This window comes from Kitasatospora sp. NPDC092039, from assembly GCF_044756065.1.
GTDB lineage: Bacteria > Actinomycetota > Actinomycetes > Streptomycetales > Streptomycetaceae > Kitasatospora.
The window spans coordinates 473,608-490,688 of sequence record NZ_JBIVSD010000004.1; the positions used below are offsets into that span (position 1 = coordinate 473,608).

Genomic DNA, 17,081 nt, shown 5'->3' on the forward strand with positions numbered 1-17,081 from the left:
CGGGCGATGGGTTCGGGACGTTGCGCTGGTCCGGGTCACAGGTCGTTCAGCGCCTTGTCGAGCTCGGCCGCCAGGGTGTGGAGGTAGGGGGCGCGCATGACGCTGTAGTGGTCGCCGGGCACGTCGACGCTCTCCGCCCGGTCGCCGAGCAGGTCCAGCCACTGCCGGGTGGCGGCGGTGGTGGCGCCGTCCATCGCCCGCAGCAGCCGGACCCGGCCCCGGTACGGGACGGGGTCGTGCTCGGCCAGCGCCCGGCTGAGGCGCAGGAACCGGCCCGCGAGCCGCTCCAGGGTGGCGGCGTCGATCTCCTCCGGCAGCACCCCCGCCCGCCGCGCCCGGGTCAGCAGCTCCTCGATCGGGGAGCGGCCGCCGGTGGGCTCGAACTCGGCCGGACCGGGGTTCCAGTCGCGGCCGGCCAGCCCGGCCAGGTCGCGGGCGAACCGGGCCAGCAGCGCCGGCTCGGCGGCGGGCTCGGTACGGCCGGGCGGTTCGAGCAGGTCCACGGCGGCGACCAGCTCGACCACCGCACCCCGCCCGGTGAGCAGCCGGGCGGTCTCCAGGGCGATCACGCCGCCCATCGACCAGCCGCCGAGCCGGTACGGGCCGTCCGGGAACCGTGCGGTGATCGCGTCGGCGTAGTGCGCGGCGAGCTCGGCCACGGTGAGCGGCGCGGGTTCCGCGGCGGGGTCGCGCCGGGGGTCCTGCTCGGAGTCCTGCCGGAGGTCCTGCTCGGGGTACTGGAGGGCGTGGACCGGCTGGTCCTCGTCCAGCAGGGCGCCGAGCCCGGCGTAGCAGAGCACGTCGCCGCCGACCGGGTGGACCAGGAACAGCGGCGGCCTGGTCCCGGTGCCCCGGACGGTGACCAGGGCCGACCGGCCCTCGTCGCCGGTCCGGCCGTCCTCGCCCGCCCGGTCGCGCAGCTCCTCGGCCAGCGCCTCGACGGTCGGCCGGGCGAGCAGCGCGGCCACCGGCAGCGAGCGACCGGTGCGCTGCCGGATCCGGGCCATCATCCGCACCGCGAGCATCGAGTCGCCGCCGAGGTCGAAGAAGTTCGCGGTGACGTCGAAGTCGTTGGCGGGGACGCCTGAGTCGTCCGCGGTGACGCCGGAGTCAGGGGAGTCCGGGCGGCCGCCGTCGGGGTCGGCCGGGCCGCCGAAGGGGTCGGCGGCGGCGCCGGCCGCCCCGCCGCGGGCGCCGAAGAACTCGGCCCAGATCCCGGCGAGCAGCCGCTCGGCGGCGTCGCGCGGGGCGACCGGCCCGCCGGAGCGCGGGGCCGCCTGCCCGGGCGAGGGCAGCCGGCGGCGGTCCACCTTGCCGTTGTCGGTCAGCGGCAGCTCCGCCAGCGGGACGATCCGGGCGGGCACCATGTAGCCGGGCAGCTCCCGGCCGAGCGCCGCGCGCAGCTCCTCCTCGGAGGCGTCCGCCACCGCGTACCCGACGAGCCGCCGCGGTCCCCCGCGCTCGCCCTCGGCCACCACGGCCGCCGCCCGGACCCCCGGGTGGCGCAGCAGCGCCGCCTCGACCTCGCCGAGTTCGATCCGGTGGCCCTGGATCTTCACCTGGAAGTCGGCGCGACCCAGGAACTCGATGTCGCCGTCCGGCAGGTAGCGGCCGAGGTCGCCGGTTCGGTAGAGCCGCTCCCCCGTCGCCGGGTGGCGCAGGAAGGCCGCCCGGGTCTTCGCGTCGTCACCGAGGTAGCCGCGGGCCAGGCCGGTGCCGGCGATGTACAGGTCGCCGGGGACCCAGGTCGGGCGCGGCCGCAGCGCCTCGTCCAGCACATGGAAGCGCTGGTTCCGCATCGGCCGGCCGTACGGGATGCTCGTCCGGTCCGGGTCCACCTGGGTGACGGGGTGCAGGATCGACCAGATGGAGGCCTCGGTCGCGCCGCCCAGGCTGTGGATCCGCGCCTGCGGCAGGATCCCGGCGATCGCGCCCGGGAGGGTGACCGGGATCCAGTCGCCGCTCATCATCACCACCCGCAGCGAGGACGGGCCGCCGCCGAGCGCCCGCAGGTGCTCGACGAACATCTCCATCAGCGCGGGGACGCTGTTCCAGACCGTCACCCGGTGCCGGTGCACCAGCTCCAGCCAGGCGGCCGGCTCGCGCTGCGCCGAGGCGTCGGGCAGGACCACCGCGCCGCCGGCCGCGAGCAGGCCGAACACGTCGTAGACCGAGAGGTCGAAGTTGAGCGCGGACAGCGCCAGCACCCGGTCGTTCCCGGTCACGCCGAAGCGGTCGTTGACGTCCTGGATCGTGTTGACCGCGCCGGTGTGCTCGATCATCACGCCCTTCGGCACCCCTGTGGAGCCCGAGGTGAAGATCACGTACGCGAGGTCCTCGGGCCGGGCCGGGGAGGGCGGCAGCGGACCCTCCGCGCCGGTGTCCTCCGGCTCGGTGTCGACGTGCAGCGCGCGGACGCCGTCCGGCAGGTCGAGCCCGGCCGCCACGGCCGAGCGGGTCAGCACCAGGCCGATCCCGGCGCTCTCCACGATCATCCGCAGCCGGGGCCCGGGCATCGCGGCGTCGACCGGCACGTAGGCGGCCCCGGTCTTGAGGACGGCCAGCGCCGCGACGACCTGCTCCCAGCCCTTGTCCATCACGATGCCGACCAGCACGCCCGGCCCTGCGCCGTACCCGATCAGCCGGCGGGCGATCCGGTCGGAGCGGCGGTCCACCTCGCGGTAGCTGAGCGTCCGGGCGGCGGTGATCACGGCGGGCGCGTCCGGCCGGGCCGCGGCCTGCCGCAGGAACGCGTCGTGCAGCAGCTCGGCGGGGACCGGGCCGTCGGTGGCGTTGACGGCCCGGCGGACCTCCAGGTCGGCCGCCGGCGCGGGCACGGACGGCGGGCGGCGCCACGCCCCCTCGCCGCAGAGGTCCCGCACCAGGTCCAGGTAGGCCTCCCACATCCCGTCGACCACGCCGTCGGGGAACACCTCCTCCACCACGTCCCAGTTCAGGACCAGCTCCCCGGCCTCCTCCAGGGCCTGGTGGTCGAGCCACACCTGCGGGGTGCGCACCGAGCTGGAGGCCAGCTCGCCGGCGGTGCCGAGGGTGGTCAGCGCGGTGAGCGCCCCGCGTTCGGCGTCGTCGGCGAGGCCGCGGTCGGCGACGCCACCGCCGGGGAGGCCACCGTCACCGTCGCCGGCGAAACCGTCACCGGCGAAGCCGCCGCCGGAGAAGCCGATCGTGCTGGTGAAGACCACCGGCATGCCCGCCAGGCCCGTCCCGCCCCGGGTGCGGTTGAGCTCGCGCAGCACCTCGACGCCGCTGACGTGGCCGTGTTCGAGGTCGGCCAGCAGCTGGTCCTGCAGGCGCGCGGCGCCGTGGACGAAGGCCTCGCCGGGAGCGGCGTCGACCTCCAGCAGGGTGGTGGAGCTGAGGTTCCCGACCACCCGGCCGGCGTCCTCGTGCAGCGGCCGCCGGTGGAACGCCAGCAGGTTGAGCGTGAAGCGCGGCGAGGCGCTCCAGGCCCCGAGCACCTGCGCGTACGCGGCGCACAGCGCGGCCGAGGGCGAGAGGCCCGCCACGGCGGCGTGCTCCTTGAAGCGCCGCCACGCCCCGGACTCCACCCGGGCCGTGCGGTGGACGAACAGCGGCTTCCGGGGCGCCGGGCCCGGGCGCAGCGGCAGGGCGGGGGCGGGCGGCAGCGAGTCGACCCGGGCCCGCCAGTAGGCGAGCGAGGTCTCGCGCCGCTCGGCGTCCGCCTCGGCGGCGGCGAGCACGTAGTCGCGGTAGGTGACGGCCGGGGCGGGGGTCGCGGGCGTCCCGTCGCGGTAGGCCTGCGCCCACTCCCGGAACAGCAGCCCGGAGCTGCGGCCGTCGACGATCAGCGCGTCGAAGTTGAGGTGCAGCCGGGTGGTGCGGGCGTCCAGCAGGGTGGCCCGGACGTCGAACAGCGGCCAGACCTCGGTGTCGAAGACCTGGTCCCGCATCTCCCGGTGGATCCCGGCCAGGCGGTGCTCCCGGTCGGCCCGGTCGCAGGCCCGCAGGTCGACGGTGGCGATCCGGTAGTCGGGGACCTCGGCGAGCACCCGCTGGTGCCCGTCCCGGGAGACGACCGCGCGGAGCATGTCGTGCCGGTCGACGAGCTGTCGGAAGGAGGCGGTCAGCCGGTCGAGGTCGGTGTCCGTCAGGTCCACCTCGACCAGGAAGGACGTGGAGACGTTGCCGAGTTCGAAGGCGTCGGTCCGGCCGACCAGGTAGGCCTGCTGGAGGTCGGTGAGCGGGAACGGCTCGTGGCGGGCCGCCGGATCGGCGACCAGCGCCGCCCCGGGCCGGCCGCCTTCGCCGCCGCCGCTGCCGCCGTCGTTGTTGTTGTGGTGGGCGGTCTGGGCGGCTTGGACGGCCCGGGCGATCGCGGTGACGCTGCGGCCGTCCAGCAGCTCGCGCAGCGGCAGGTCCACGCCGAGCCGCCGGGCGAGGGTCTGCCGGATGTCCGTCGCGATCAGTGAGTCGACGGCCAGGCGGCGCAGCGGCAGGTCCCGGTCGTCGCCGGTGACGGCCGCGCCGCGCGCCCGGCCGACGATGCCGGCCACCAGCTCGACCACGTCCTCGGTCCCGGGAGCGGCGGGCTCCCGCTCCCCCGCCGCCCGGACGGGCGCGGGGGCGTCCGGCACCGCTTCCAGGCGCACCCCGTCGGCGAGCGCCACCGGCGTGCCGTCGGGGCCGACCAGCCGTACCTGCGCGACCAGCGACCCGTCCGGGGCAGCCGGAGCCCCGCCCCGGCGGGGGCCGCCGGTCCAGAGCCAGTAGCGCTCGCGCTGGAACGGGTACCCGGGCAGCGGAACCGGCGGCCCGCCGGGCTCGCCGTGCACCCGCGCCCAGTCGATCCGCACGCCCCGGGTGTAGAGCGCGCCGAGGCCGTCCAGCAGGGTGCGCCGGGCGTCCTCCCCCGGGCGCAGCGACGGCAGGACGGCGGTGTCCCCGGCCGCCCGGACCTCGTCGAGCAGCGGCGAGGCGGGCCCGAGCTCCACGAAGGCGCGGTGACCGTCCCGCAGCAGCGCGGCGAGGGCCGCCCCGAACCGCTCCGGACCGGCGGCGTCCGGACCGGCGGCGTCCGGACCGGCGGCGTCCGGACCGGCGGCGTCCGGACCGGCGGCGTCCGGCACGCTCCGGGCCGCCACCAGCGCGTCCTCCGGGCTCATCGTGCCCATGACGCACGCGGCCACCAGCTCGCCCGTGCCGTGGCCAAGGACGGCGGCGGGCCGCACCCCCCACGAGCGCCACAGCTCGGCGAGCGCGTACCCGACGGCGAACGGCGAGAGCCGGCCGCCGGGCGCCTCGGCGCACTGGTCCAGTGCGCGGCGGAAGACCGGCTCGGCCTCGGCCAGGACGGCGACCGCCTCGGCGTCCGGCCCGGCCAGGGGGCCGTCGGCCCCGGTGAGGAGGAACACCGGGCCCCGGCCGCTCTCCGGCGTCCGGGTGCCGACGCGGACGCCGGGCGGCGGCTCCTCCCCCCGGCGCGTCCGCAGGAGGAGGTCCCGCAGCTCGGAACAGGAGGAGGCGACGGCCGTGAGCCGGTGCGGGAAGTGCGCCCGGCCGAGACCGGTGGCGCGGCAGATCGCACCGAGCGGATCACCGGCTCCGCCCGGTTCGCCCGCAAGCAACTCGGTGTAGCGGTCGGTGAGTTCGGCGAGCGCGGCGGGCGTCCTGGCCGACAGGGTCAGCAGCCGCGGGCCGCCCGGCCCGGCCTCCTCGGACGGCTCCGGCGCCGGGGCGGCCGGGGCCTCCTCGATGATCACGTGGGCGTTGGTGCCGCTGATGCCCTGCGAGGACACCCCGGCGCGCCGGGGCCCCGACGTCTCGGGCCACTCCGTCTGCTCGGCGACCAGTTCGACCGCGCCCGCCGACCAGTCGACGTGCGGGGTGGGATCGTCCGCGTACCGGGTGGCGGGGAGGATGCCGTGACGCATCGACAGCACCGTCTTGATGACCCCGGCGACTCCCGCCGCTGCCTGGGAGTGCCCGATGTTGGGCTTCAGCGAGCCGAGCTTCAGCGGCCGCTCCCGGTCCCGGCCGTAGGCGGCCAGCAGGGCGCGCGCCTCGATCGGGTCGCCGAGCTCCGTGCCGGTGCTGCTCGCCTCCACCACCTGGACGTCACCGGGCGACAGCCGCGCGTCCGCCAGCGCCTGCCGGATGACCCGCTGCTGCGCCGCCCCGCTCGGCGCGGTGAAGCCGTTGCTGGCACCGTCCTGGTTCACCGCGCTGCCGCGCACCACGGCCAGCACCTGGTGGCCGCGCCGCCGCGCGTCCGACAGCCGCTCCAGCAGCAGCACGCCCACGCCCTCGGAGAGCCCGCTGCCGGCGGCACCGGCCGAGAAGGGGCGGCACCGCCCGTCCGGTGACACGCCCTGCATCCGGGTGAACTCGGTGAACAGCTGCGGGGTGGACATGATCGTCGCACCGCCCGCCAGCGCCATCTCGCACTCGCCGCCGCGCAGCGACCGGACGGCCAGGTGCAGCGCGACCAGCGAGGACGAACAGGCCGTCTCCACGGTCATCGCCGGGCCGCGCAGGCCGAAGGTGTAGGAGATCCGGCCGGACGCGGCGCCGCCCACCGCCCCGGTGGTCAGGAAGCCCTCGGCCTCCTCCGGCACCTCGCCGAGCCCCAGCCCGTAGTCGAGGTTCGACAGGCCGGTGAACACGCCGGTCTCGGTGTCGCGCACCGACTCCGGGTCGATCCCGGCGTCCTCGAAGGCCCGCCAGGCGGTCTCCAGCAGCAGCCGCTGCTGGGGGTCCATGGCCAGCGCCTCGCGCGGGCTGATGCCGAAGAAGCCGGCGTCGAACTCCGCCGCGTCGTAGAGGAATCCGCCCGAGCCGGTCAGGCTCCGCCCGCCGTTGTCGGGGTCGTACAGCCCCTCCTCCCAGCCCCGGTCGCGGGGGAACGCGCCGACCGTCTCCCCGCCCGAGGCCAGCAGCCGCCACAGCGCCTCGGGCGAGTCGACACCGCCCGGGTACCGGCACGCCATGCCGACGATCGCGATCGGCTCCCGCTCCCCCTCCTCCAGTTCGCGCAGGCGCCCGCGCGCCTCGTGCAGGTCGAGGGTGAGGCGCTTGAGGTATCCGAGCAGCTTCTCGTCCGATGCTGATGCCATGACGGATCGGTCCTTCCTCCGTGGGGGTGCGGTGGGCTCGCGGCGGGGTGGGGCGGGGGTCAGATGAGCTCGCGGCGGGGCGGGGGTCAGATGAGCTCGCGGTCGATGAAGTCGAGGAGTTCCTCGGCGGTCGCGGCCTCGACGAGCGCCGCCACGTCCTCGTCGAGGTCCCCGACGGACGGCTGTTCCGGGGTGGAAGGGCCTCCCTGGACGGACGGCGCTCCCTGGACGGGCCCGGTGTCCGCGACGGGCACGGTGTCCCGGACAGGCCCGGCGGCCTCGACGGGCGGCACGAGTCCGTCGTCCAGGACGGCGACCAGCTCGGGCAGCGTCGGCGCCTCGAACAGCAGGGTGAGCGGGAGCTTGAGCCCCGTCGCCGCGCCCAGGCGGTTGCGGAACTCGACCGAGGTGAGCGAGTCGAAGCCGAGCTCGCCGAACGGCCGGTCGTCCGGGATCGCCTCGGGCCGGGAGCCCAGGACGGCGGCCATGTGGGCCCGGATCAGATCGGCCAGCACGTCGGCGCGTTCACCGGCCGTCCGGCCGCTCAGCTCCTCGCGCAACGGCCGGTTCCGCCGCCGGCCGGGGCCGTTCCCGGCCCGCCCCGCCCCGGCGGCCGCCACCACCTCGCGCAGGACCGGCGGGAGGTCCGGCCCGAGGTCGCGCAGGACGTCCCGGTCGAGCCGGGCGGGCACCAGGACGGCGTGCGGCGACGGCAGCGCGGCGTCCAGCAGGGCCAGGCCGTGCTCGGGGGCGATCTCCACCAGCCCGGCCCGGGCGAACCGGGCGCGATCGGCGTCACCGAGGGCGCCCAGCATGCCGTCCTGGTCGCCCCACAGGCCCCAGGCCAGCGCGAGGGCGGGCAGGCCCTGCGCCCGGCGGTGCCGGGCGAGCGCGTCGAGGAAGGCGTTGGCGGCGGTGTAGCCGCCCTGGCCGGCGCCGCCGAGCGTCCCCATCACCGAGGAGACCAGGACGAAGGCGGTGAGCGGGTGGCCGGCGGTCAGCTCGTGCAGGTGCCAGGCGCCGTCGGCCTTGACCCGCATCACCCGGTCGATCTGCGCGGGCGTGAGCGAGGTGACCGGCGCGTCGTCGACCACCCCGGCCGCGTGGATCACGGCGGTCAGCGGGTGCCCGCCGGGGACGGCCACGATCATCGCGGCGACGGCGGCCCGGTCCGCGACGTCCACGGCCGCGAACGCCACCTCGGCGCCGAGCCCGGACAGCTCGGCCGCCAGCTCGGCGGCTCCCGGCGCGTCGCCGCCGCGGCGGCCGGCCAGCAGGAGCCGTCGGGCGCCGTGCCCGGTGACCAGGTGCCGCGCCAGGGCCCGGCCGATGGCGCCGGTCCCGCCGGTGATCAGCACGGTTCCGTCCGGGTCGAGGACCGGGGGGACGGTGAGCACCACCTTGCCGACGTGACTGCCCTGGCGCAGCAGCCCGAGGGCCTCGGGCGCCCGCCGGACGTCCAGGTCGGTGACGGCGGGCCAGCCGAACGCGCCCCGGGCGAACAGCTCGACCGTCCGGCCCAGCAGGCGGGCGAGGTGCTCGGGCGGCAGCTCCAGCAGGTTGAACGCCCGGTAGCGCACGCCGGGGTGCGCGGCGGCCACCTCGGCGGGGTCGCGCTGGTCGGTCCGGCCCAGTTCGACCAGGAGTCCGCCGGGGCGCAGCAGCCGCAGCGACTCGTCGACGAGCTCGCCGGTCAGCGAGTTCAGGACGAGCGCCATGCGGCGGCCGTCCGCGGCGAGGCGGGCGCCGAAACGGGCGCCGAAGCCCGGCTCGCGGGAGGACGCGAGGTGGTCGTCGTCCAGGCCGAGGGCGCGCAGCGCCGGCCACTTGGCGGGGCCGGCGGTGGCGAAGACCTCCGCGCCCAGGTGCCGGGCCAGCTGGACGGCCGCCAGACCGACGCCGCCCGCACCGGCGTGGATCAGCACCGGGTCGCCCGCGCCCACACCGCCCAGTTCGACCAGGGCGTGCAGGGCGGTCAGGTGGGCGACCGGCACGGCGGCGGCCCGGGTGAAGGACCAGTCGTCCGGGATCCTGACCAGGGTGCGGTGGTCGGCCTGGGCCACCGTGCCGAACGCGGCGGGGAACAGGCCCATCACCCGGTCGCCGACGGCCAGGCCGGTCACCCCCGGGCCGGTCGCGGTGACCACGCCCGCGCCCTCCAGGCCGAGCGGGCCGGGGTCGCCGGGGTGCATGTCGAGCACGCCCAGGACGTCGTGGAAGTTGAGCCCGGCGGCGCGGACCGCGATCCGGACCCGGCCGGGGCCGGGTTCGGCGGCGGCCTCGGGGCAGGGGCGCAGCTCCAGGCCGCCGAGGGTGCCGCGCTCGGGGATGTCCAGGTGCCAGGCCGCCGCGTCCTGCGGGGGCCGCAGCGCGGGGTCGCCCGCGGCGGAGACCAGCCGGGGCACCAGGACGGCGCCGTCGCGGACGGCCAGCTGGTTCTCGTCCGGGGCCAGTGCGGCGGCCGGGACCGCCGGGGTGCGCTGCGGGGTGTTCTGCGGGCTTCCCGTCGGGTCGGTCTTCGGGTCGGCCGCCGGGGAGGTGGTGCCGGGGGCCAGGTCGACCAGGGTGAACCGGCCCGGGTGCTCGACCTGGGCGGTCCGCACCAGGCCCCAGACCGCCGCCTGGGCGAGGTCCCGGACGGTCTCGCCGGGCCGGACGGCGACCGCGCCCCGGGTGACCAGCACCAGGCGGGCGCCGGCGAGCCGGTCCTCGGCGAGCCAGCGGCCGAGCAGGTCGCGGGTGCGGTGGACGGCGGTCCTGGCCGCCGTCGCCGGGTCGGGGCGGGCCTCGTCGTCCTCTCCGGTCTCTCCGGTCTCGCCGGTGGGGCAGGTCACGGCGGTGGGTCCGGCCGGGTCGAGGGTGTCGAGGTCGAGGGTGTCCCAGGGGACGACCGGCACCTGACCGTCCGTCGGTCCGGGCGTCGGTCCGGAGGCCGGTCCGGGCAGCGGTCCGGGCGTCGGCTCGGGCAGCGGTTGCCAGCCGAGGGCGAACAGCGAGTCGCGTGCGGCGGCCGCCGGGTCGGCCGGGCGGCCCGTCGCGACCGGGCGCAGCTCCAGCGACTCGACCCGGCCCACCGGCTCCCCGGCGGCGTCGAACAGGGTCAGCGGGAGGCCGCCGTCCACGGCGGCCCCGGCGTGCACTCTCAGGGACGTACGGCTGCCGGGCGTACCAGTGGTACCGGCTGTGCCAGGTGTACCGCTCAGACCGTTCGCACTGCTCGGACCGTCCGGACCGTTCGTCAGGGACACTCCGCGCCAGCGCAGCGGTTGGACGGCCCGCCCCTCGTGGTCCGCGGCGGCGGCGATCAGGCCGTGCAGGGACGCGTCCAGCAGGGCGGGGTGCAGCCGGTAGGCCCCGGCGTCGGCGGCCGCCGGCTCGGGCAGGACGGCCTCGGCGTACTGCTCGCCGCCGTCGCGCCGCCAGGCGGCCCGCAGGCCCTGGAAGGCCGGCCCGTGCTGGTGGCCGCGCAGGGTGAGGTCCTCGTACATCCGGGCCAGCGGCACCGGCGTCGCACCGGCCGGCGGCCACGCGGCGGGGGCCGGGACCGTGCCCGGAGCCGGAGCCGGAGCCGGAGCCGACGCGGACGCGAGAGCCGATGCCGGGGCGCGGTCGGTGCCCAGGGTGCCGGTGGCGTGCTCGATCCACTCCCCGCCGGTCGCCCGGCCCGAGATCCGGCAGGTCCGCAGCCCGTCGCCGTCCGCACCCGACACCCGTACGCGCAGGTCGACGGAGCCGTCCGCGGGCAGCTCCATCGGTGTGCCGACGGTCAGTTCCTCGATCCGCGGCGTCCCGGCCTTGGCGCCCGCGTGCAGGGCCAGTTCCAGGAACACGGTGCCCGGCACGACGACCGACCCGGCGAGGGCGTGGTCGGCCAGCCAGGGGTGGCTGCGGGCCGACAGCCGTCCGGTGAACACCGTTTCGCCGTCGCCGAGTTCGACGGCCGCGCCGAGCAGCGGGTGGTCGGCCGGGGCCTGGCCGAGGCCGGCCGTGCCGGACGGTCCGGCCGCGCCGGTGAGCCAGTAGCGGCGGCCCTGGAACGGGTAGGTGGGCAGGTCGACGGGGCCGGCGGCCGTCCCGGTCAGCCGCTCCCAGGCGACGGGCAGGCCGCGGACGTGGGCCTCGGCGGCGGAGGTCAGGAAGCGGCGCAGGCCCCCGTCGTCGCGGCGCAGCGAGCCGGTCACGATCCCGTCGGCGCCGGCCTCCTCCAGGATCTGGCCGATGCTGCCGCTCAGCACCGGGTGCGGGCCGACCTCGACGAAAGTGGTGTGGCCGGAGGCGACCAGTGCCTCGACCGCCTCCTGGAAGCGCACGGTGTGCCGCAGGTTCCGGTACCAGTAGAAGGCGTCGAGCCCGGCGCCGTCCTGCCAGTCGGCGGTGACCGAGGACATCAGCGCGATCCCGCCGGTGCGCGGCGTCAACGGAGCCATCCCGGCCAGGAGCTTCTCCCGGATCGGCTCGACCGCCGGGCAGTGCGAGGCGTAGGCCGCCGGGATCACCCGGGCGTTGACGCCCTCGGCCCGGTACCCCTCGACCAGGGCGGTGATCGCGTCCGGGGCGCCGGCCACGGCGGTGGTGGCCGGCCCGTTGACCGCGGCGATGCTCAGCGCACCGCTCACCGCCCCGGTCAGCGTGCCGAGGCGTTCGCGCACCCGCGCCGCCGGCAGCGGGACGACGGCCATCATCCCCCGGCCCATCAGGTCGACGGCCAGGGAACTGCGCAGCGCGATGGCGCGGGCGCCGTCCTCCAGGGAGAGCGCCCCGGCCACGACGGCGGCGGCGATCTCGCCCTGGGAGTGGCCCACCACGGCGTCCGGGACGACCCCGGCCTCCCGCCACAGCTCGGCCAGCGACACCATCACCGCCCACAGCGCGGGCTGGACGACGTCGATCCGGTCGAGCAGCGGCGCGCCGGCCAGGACGTCGGTCAGCGACCAGTCGACGTACGGGTCGAGCGCCCGCTCGCACTCGGCCAGGCGGGCGGCGAACACCGGGCTCTCGGCGGCGAGCCGCGCCGCCATCCCGCGCCACTGGCCGCCCTGCCCGGGGAAGACCAGCACGGTGCGGCCCGGCTCGCCGGCCCGGCCGGTGACCAGGCCGGGGGCCTCCTCGCCGCGGGCCAGCGCGGCCAGGGCCCGCTCGGCCTCCGACCGGTCGGCGGCCACCACCACGGCGCGCTCGTCCAGGGCGGCCCGGGCGGTCAGGGCCGGCGCCGCGGCCACCGGGTCGAGCCGCCCGGACGCCAGCCGCCGGGCCTGCTCGCGCAGTGCGTCCGCGGTCCGGGCCGACAGGACGACCGGCACCACGGCCGGCCGCACCGGCTCGTCCACGGCCTGCGCCCCGGGCTCGGCCGGCGGCTGGGTCAGGATCACGTGCGCGTTGGTGCCGCTGATCCCGAACGAGGAGACGCCGCCGCGCCGCGGCTCACCGGTCTCCGGCCAGGGCCGGGCCCGGTCGAGCAGGGCCACCGAGCCCGCCGTCCAGTCCACGTGCGGGGACGGCTCGTCGACGTGCAGGGTGGCGGGCAGCGTGGACTTCCGGATCGCCTGGACCATCTTGATCACGCCGCCGACGCCCGCCGCGGCCTGGGCGTGCCCGATGTTGGACTTGAGGGACCCGAGCCACAGCGGCCGCTCCCGGTCCCGGCCGTAGGCGGCCAGCAGGGCGTTGGCCTCGATGGGGTCGCCGAGGGCGGTGCCGGTCCCGTGCGCCTCCACGGCGTCGACCTGGCGGGGCGCGAGCCCGGCGTCGGCGAGGGCGTCCTCGATCACGCGCTGCTGGGCGACGCCGCTGGGCGCGGACAGCCCGTTGGAGGCGCCGTCGGAGTTGACGGCGCTGCCGGCCACGACCGCCAGCACCGGGTGGCCGTGCCGGCGGGCGTCCGAGAGCCGCTCGACCACGACCATGCCCGCGCCCTCGCCCCAGCCGGTGCCGTCCGCCCGGGCGGAGAAGGCCTTGCAGCGGCCGTCGGCGGCCAGCACCCGCTGACGGGACAGCTCCACGAACATGCCGGGGGTCGCCATGACGGTGACCCCGCCGGCCAGCGCGAGCGAGCACTCGCCGGCCCGCACCGCCCGTACCGCCTGGTGCAGGGCGACCAGCGACGCCGAGCACGCGGTGTCCACGGTCAGCGCGGGCCCGTTCAGGCCGAGGACGTAGGCGATCCGACCGGAGACCACGCTCACGCTGGTGCCGGTCAGCAGGTGCCCGGCGACGCCGTGCCCGGCCGTCTCCATACTCGGCCCGTAGCCGGAGTGCATCGCCCCGGCGAACACGCCGGTCCGGCTGCCCTTCAGCGCCGTGGGGTCGATCCCGGCGCGCTCCAGCGCCTCCCAGCCGACCTCCAGCAGGAGCCGCTGCTGCGGGTCCATGGCCAGGGCCTCGCGCGGGCTGATCCCGAAGAACTCCGCGTCGAAGTCCGGTACGTCCCGGACGAAGCCGCCCCGGCGGACGTAGGAGGTGCCGACCCGGTCCGGGTCCGGGTGGTGGAGTGCCGCCAGGTCCCAGCCGCGGTCGTCGGGGAAGTCGCCGACGGCGTCGGTGCCGGCGTCGACCAGGTCCCACAGGTCCTCGGGGGAGCGCACCCCGCCGGGGAAGCGGCAGGCCATGCCGACGATGACCACGGGGTCGTCGGCCTCGACGGCGGCGCGTTCCGGTACGGACACCGCCGGGGCGGCGGTGGCGGTGAGCCCGGCCACCGCGGCGGCCAGCGCGGCCGGGCTCGGGTGGTCGTACAGGACGGTGCTCTCCAGGTTCAGCCCCGTCGCGGCCGCCAGCCGGTCGCGCAGTTCGAGCGTCATGGCCGAGTCCAGGCCCATCTCGCGGAACGTCCGCCCGGGCCGGACGTCGGCGGCCGAGCCGGCACCGAGCACGACGGCGGTCAGGCTCCGGACCAGCTCCAGGGCCGACCCTCCGTCGGGGGGCGGAGTCTTCCCGGCGGGCTGTCCGGCAGGCTGTCCGATCGGCTGCTCGACCGACTGTCCCGCCGTCTGCCCGGCCGTCCGCTGGGCCGACCGCTCGACCTGCTGCTGGGCCGACTGCTCGACCGACTGTCCGGTCGCCGGCCCGGTGGCCCGCTCGGCCACCTGCTCGGACTCGGTGAGCCCGGCCCCGGGCATCCCGGACGGCCAGCAGGAGCGGCGCTGGAACGGGTAGGTCGGCAGGTCGGCGAGCGGTGCCGAGTCGGGCAGCAGCGCGGACCAGTCCACGGCGACACCGCGGACGAAGGCCTCGGCCGCCGCCGTGAGGAACCGGCGACGGCCGCCGTGGCCGCGCCGGAGCGTGCCCAGCGCGGCGCCCTCCCCGCCGCGCAGGTCGATCGCCTGCCGGACGCCCATCGCCAGCACCGGGTGCGGGCTGATCTCCAGGAAGGTCGAGTGGCCCGCGTTCAGCAGGCCCTCGACGGCCGGCCCGAACCGCACCGGCTCGCGGAGGTTGCGGAACCAGTACCCGGGGTCCAGCTCGGCGGTGTCGACCGGTGCGGCGGTGACGGTCGAGTGGAACGGCACGTCGGTGGAGTGGGGGGCGATCCCGGCGAAGGCGGCGAGCAGATCCTCCCGCAGCCCCTCGACGGCCGCGCTGTGCGAGGCGTAGTCGATCGCGAGCCGCCGGGTGCGCACCTGCTGCCCGTAGTGGGCGGCCAGCGCGTCCAGCGCGGCCGTCGGCCCGGCGACCACCGTGTGCGCGGGCCCGTTGACCGCCGCCACCGACAGCCCGGAGCCGCCTGCCGTCGCCGGGTCGCCCGCCGTGAGGCCGGCCGTCGCGAGATCCCTCTCCACCCGTTCGACCGGCAGCTCCACCGACAGCAGGCCGCCGTCACCCGCGATCCGGCTCAGCACCCGGCTGCGCAGGGCCACGATCCGCGCACCGTCCCGCAGCGACAGGGCGCCCACGGCGGTGGCGGCGGCGATCTCGCCCTGCGAGTGGCCCACCACGGCGGCGGGCTCCACCCCGGCCGAGCGCCACAGCGCGGCCAGCGACACCATCACCGCCCACAGCGCGGGCTGGATCACCTCGTCGCCCTCCAGCGCCGGCGCACCGGGAGCGCCGCGCAGCACGTCGGCCAACGACCAGTCCACGTACGGGCGCAGGGCCTCCGCACACTCGCCGATCCGCTCGGCGAAGAACGGGGAGGTCTCGATCAGCTCCGCCGCCATGCCCGTCCACTGCGAGCCCTGGCCGGGGAAGACGAAGACCGGCCGGACCGCCGGTCCCTCGTGCCGGCCCTCCACCACGGCCGCGGACGGCTGCCCGGCCGACCGGGCCGTCAGTTCGGCGAGGAAGCCGTCCCGGTCGTCCGCGACGACGACGCAGCGGTGCTCGAACGCGGTGCGGGTCACGGCCAGCGACCGGGCCACCGAGGCCGCCCCGAGCTCCGGGCGCGCCGCCACCTGGGCGCGCAGCCGGTCGGCCTGGTCGCGCAGCGCGGCCTCGTCACGCCCGGACAGGACCCAGGGCAGCGCCCCGGCCTCCTCCTGCTCGTCGACGGCCTCGGCATCCGTCCAATCCGACAGGACCACATGGCAGTTGGTCCCGCCGATCCCGAACGAGCTCACTCCCGCCACCAGTCGCCCGCCCGACTCCAGCGGCTTCCCTCCCGACTCCGTCGGTTGCCCGCCCGACTCCGCCAGTCGCCCATCCGCCTCCGGCGGTGCGGGCCAGGGTCGGGTCTCGGTGTTCACCCGCAGCCGCAGCTCCTCCAGCGGGACCCGCTCGCCGGGCCCGACGTGGTTCAGGCTGGGGACGAGCTCGCGCCCGCCGAGGCACAGGACGGTCTTGATGAACCCGGCGATTCCGGCCGCGCCCTCCAGATGACCGATGTTCGTCTTCACCGACCCGACCAGCAGCGGGAGTTCGGCCGGACGAGCCGAGCCCAGCGCGGCGCCCAGCGCGGCGGCCTCGACCGGGTCGCCGGCCCGCGTCCCCGAGCCGTGCAGCTCGACGTACTGGACCTCGCCCGGCTCGACGCCCGCGTCGGCGCAGGCCGCGAGGACCACCCGCTCCTGCGACGCGCGGCCCGGGGTGGGCAGCGTCTCGGTCGCACCGTCGTTGTTCAGGGCGCTGCCGCGGATGACGGCGTGGATGCGGTCGCCGTCCCGGACGGCGGCCTCCAGGAGCTTGAGGACCACCACCCCGCCGCCCTCGCCCCGGACGTAGCCGTTGGCGCGGGCGTCGAAGGTGAAGCAGCGCCCGTCCGCCGACAGCGTTCCGGCCCGCTCCAGCGCCAGGGTGCTCTCCGGCGCGAGGATCAGGCTCACCCCGCCGGCCAGGGCCAGCTCGGACTCGCCGCTGCGCAGGCTCGCGCACGCCAGGTGCACGGCGGCCAGCGAGGACGACTGGCCGGTGTCCACCACCAGGCTCGGGCCGTTCAGGCCCAGCGTGTAGGAGATCCGGTTGGCGGTCACCCCGCGCTGCAGCCCGGTCAGCGTGTGCCCGGTCACCGCCTCGGGGCCCATCCCGTGCAGCAGCGTCGCGTAGTCGTCCGCGATCACCCCCAGGAACACGCCCGTCCGGCTGCCCGCCAGATCGCCCGGCAGGGTACGGGCGTCCTCCAGCGCCTCCCAGGCGAGTTCCAGGGCCAGCCGCTGCTGCGGGTCCATCGCCACGGCCTCGCGGCGCGATATGCCGAAGAACTCGGGGTCGAACCCGTCCACCCGGTCCAGGAACCCGCCGCGCACCGGCCCCCGGCCACCCCGCCGCTCGGACACCGCGTCACCACCGCCGCGCAGCAGCCGCCAGAAGGCCGCCGGCCCGTCCGCCTGCGGAAAGCGGCAGCCGATCCCGACCACCGCGACCGCGTGCGGCGGAAGAGCACCCGCGCCACGACAACCAGCACTGTCCACCATCGATGCACCCCGCAGTGAATCCAGAGAAAGGCCCCGACAAACCGCCGAACGACCCACCCGGGGCCGCTCCTGAAATTCCTTCGGTTTCCGCGAACCGGCATGCCGAACTCACCGAGCGGCGACTCCGGTCACGAGAAAACACCGG

Annotated in this window: 2 protein-coding genes and 2 pseudogenes; 1 reads left to right on the plus strand and 3 read right to left on the minus strand. The window is 77.0% G+C overall.

What is annotated here, in order from left to right; genetic code table 11:
* Positions 1–35: 35 nt before the first annotated feature.
* Together ACIQI7_RS11765 and ACIQI7_RS11770 are read right to left on the minus strand one after the other, a co-directional pair.
* The gene (locus ACIQI7_RS11765) at positions 36–7,094 is read right to left on the minus strand and encodes an amino acid adenylation domain-containing protein (protein ID WP_401107811.1); all 7,059 of its coding nucleotides are present in this window, start codon (positions 7,092–7,094) and stop codon (positions 36–38) included.
* An 86-nt stretch (positions 7,095–7,180) separates the two neighbouring features.
* Entirely contained in the window at positions 7,181–14,053 is a 6,873-nt protein-coding gene (locus ACIQI7_RS11770; protein WP_401108035.1) for an SDR family NAD(P)-dependent oxidoreductase, read from the minus strand.
* Positions 14,054–14,094: 41 nt separating this feature from the next.
* On the opposite strand from ACIQI7_RS11770, the pseudogene ACIQI7_RS11775 reads away from it, so the two are divergent.
* A pseudogene (locus tag ACIQI7_RS11775) lies at positions 14,095–14,193 on the plus strand (hypothetical protein); the annotation flags it as partial.
* 118 nt (positions 14,194–14,311) lie between these two features.
* Here ACIQI7_RS11775 and ACIQI7_RS11780 read toward each other — a convergent pair.
* Positions 14,312–16,936: pseudogene (locus ACIQI7_RS11780) on the minus strand (type I polyketide synthase); the annotation flags it as partial.
* Positions 16,937–17,081 lie beyond the last annotated feature (145 nt).

Excerpts from the sequence above, each read along its gene's own strand:
- ACIQI7_RS11765 (WP_401107811.1), bottom strand. The coding sequence starts at position 7,094 with ATGGCATCAGCATCGGACGAGAAGCTGCTCGGATACCTCAAGCGCCTC.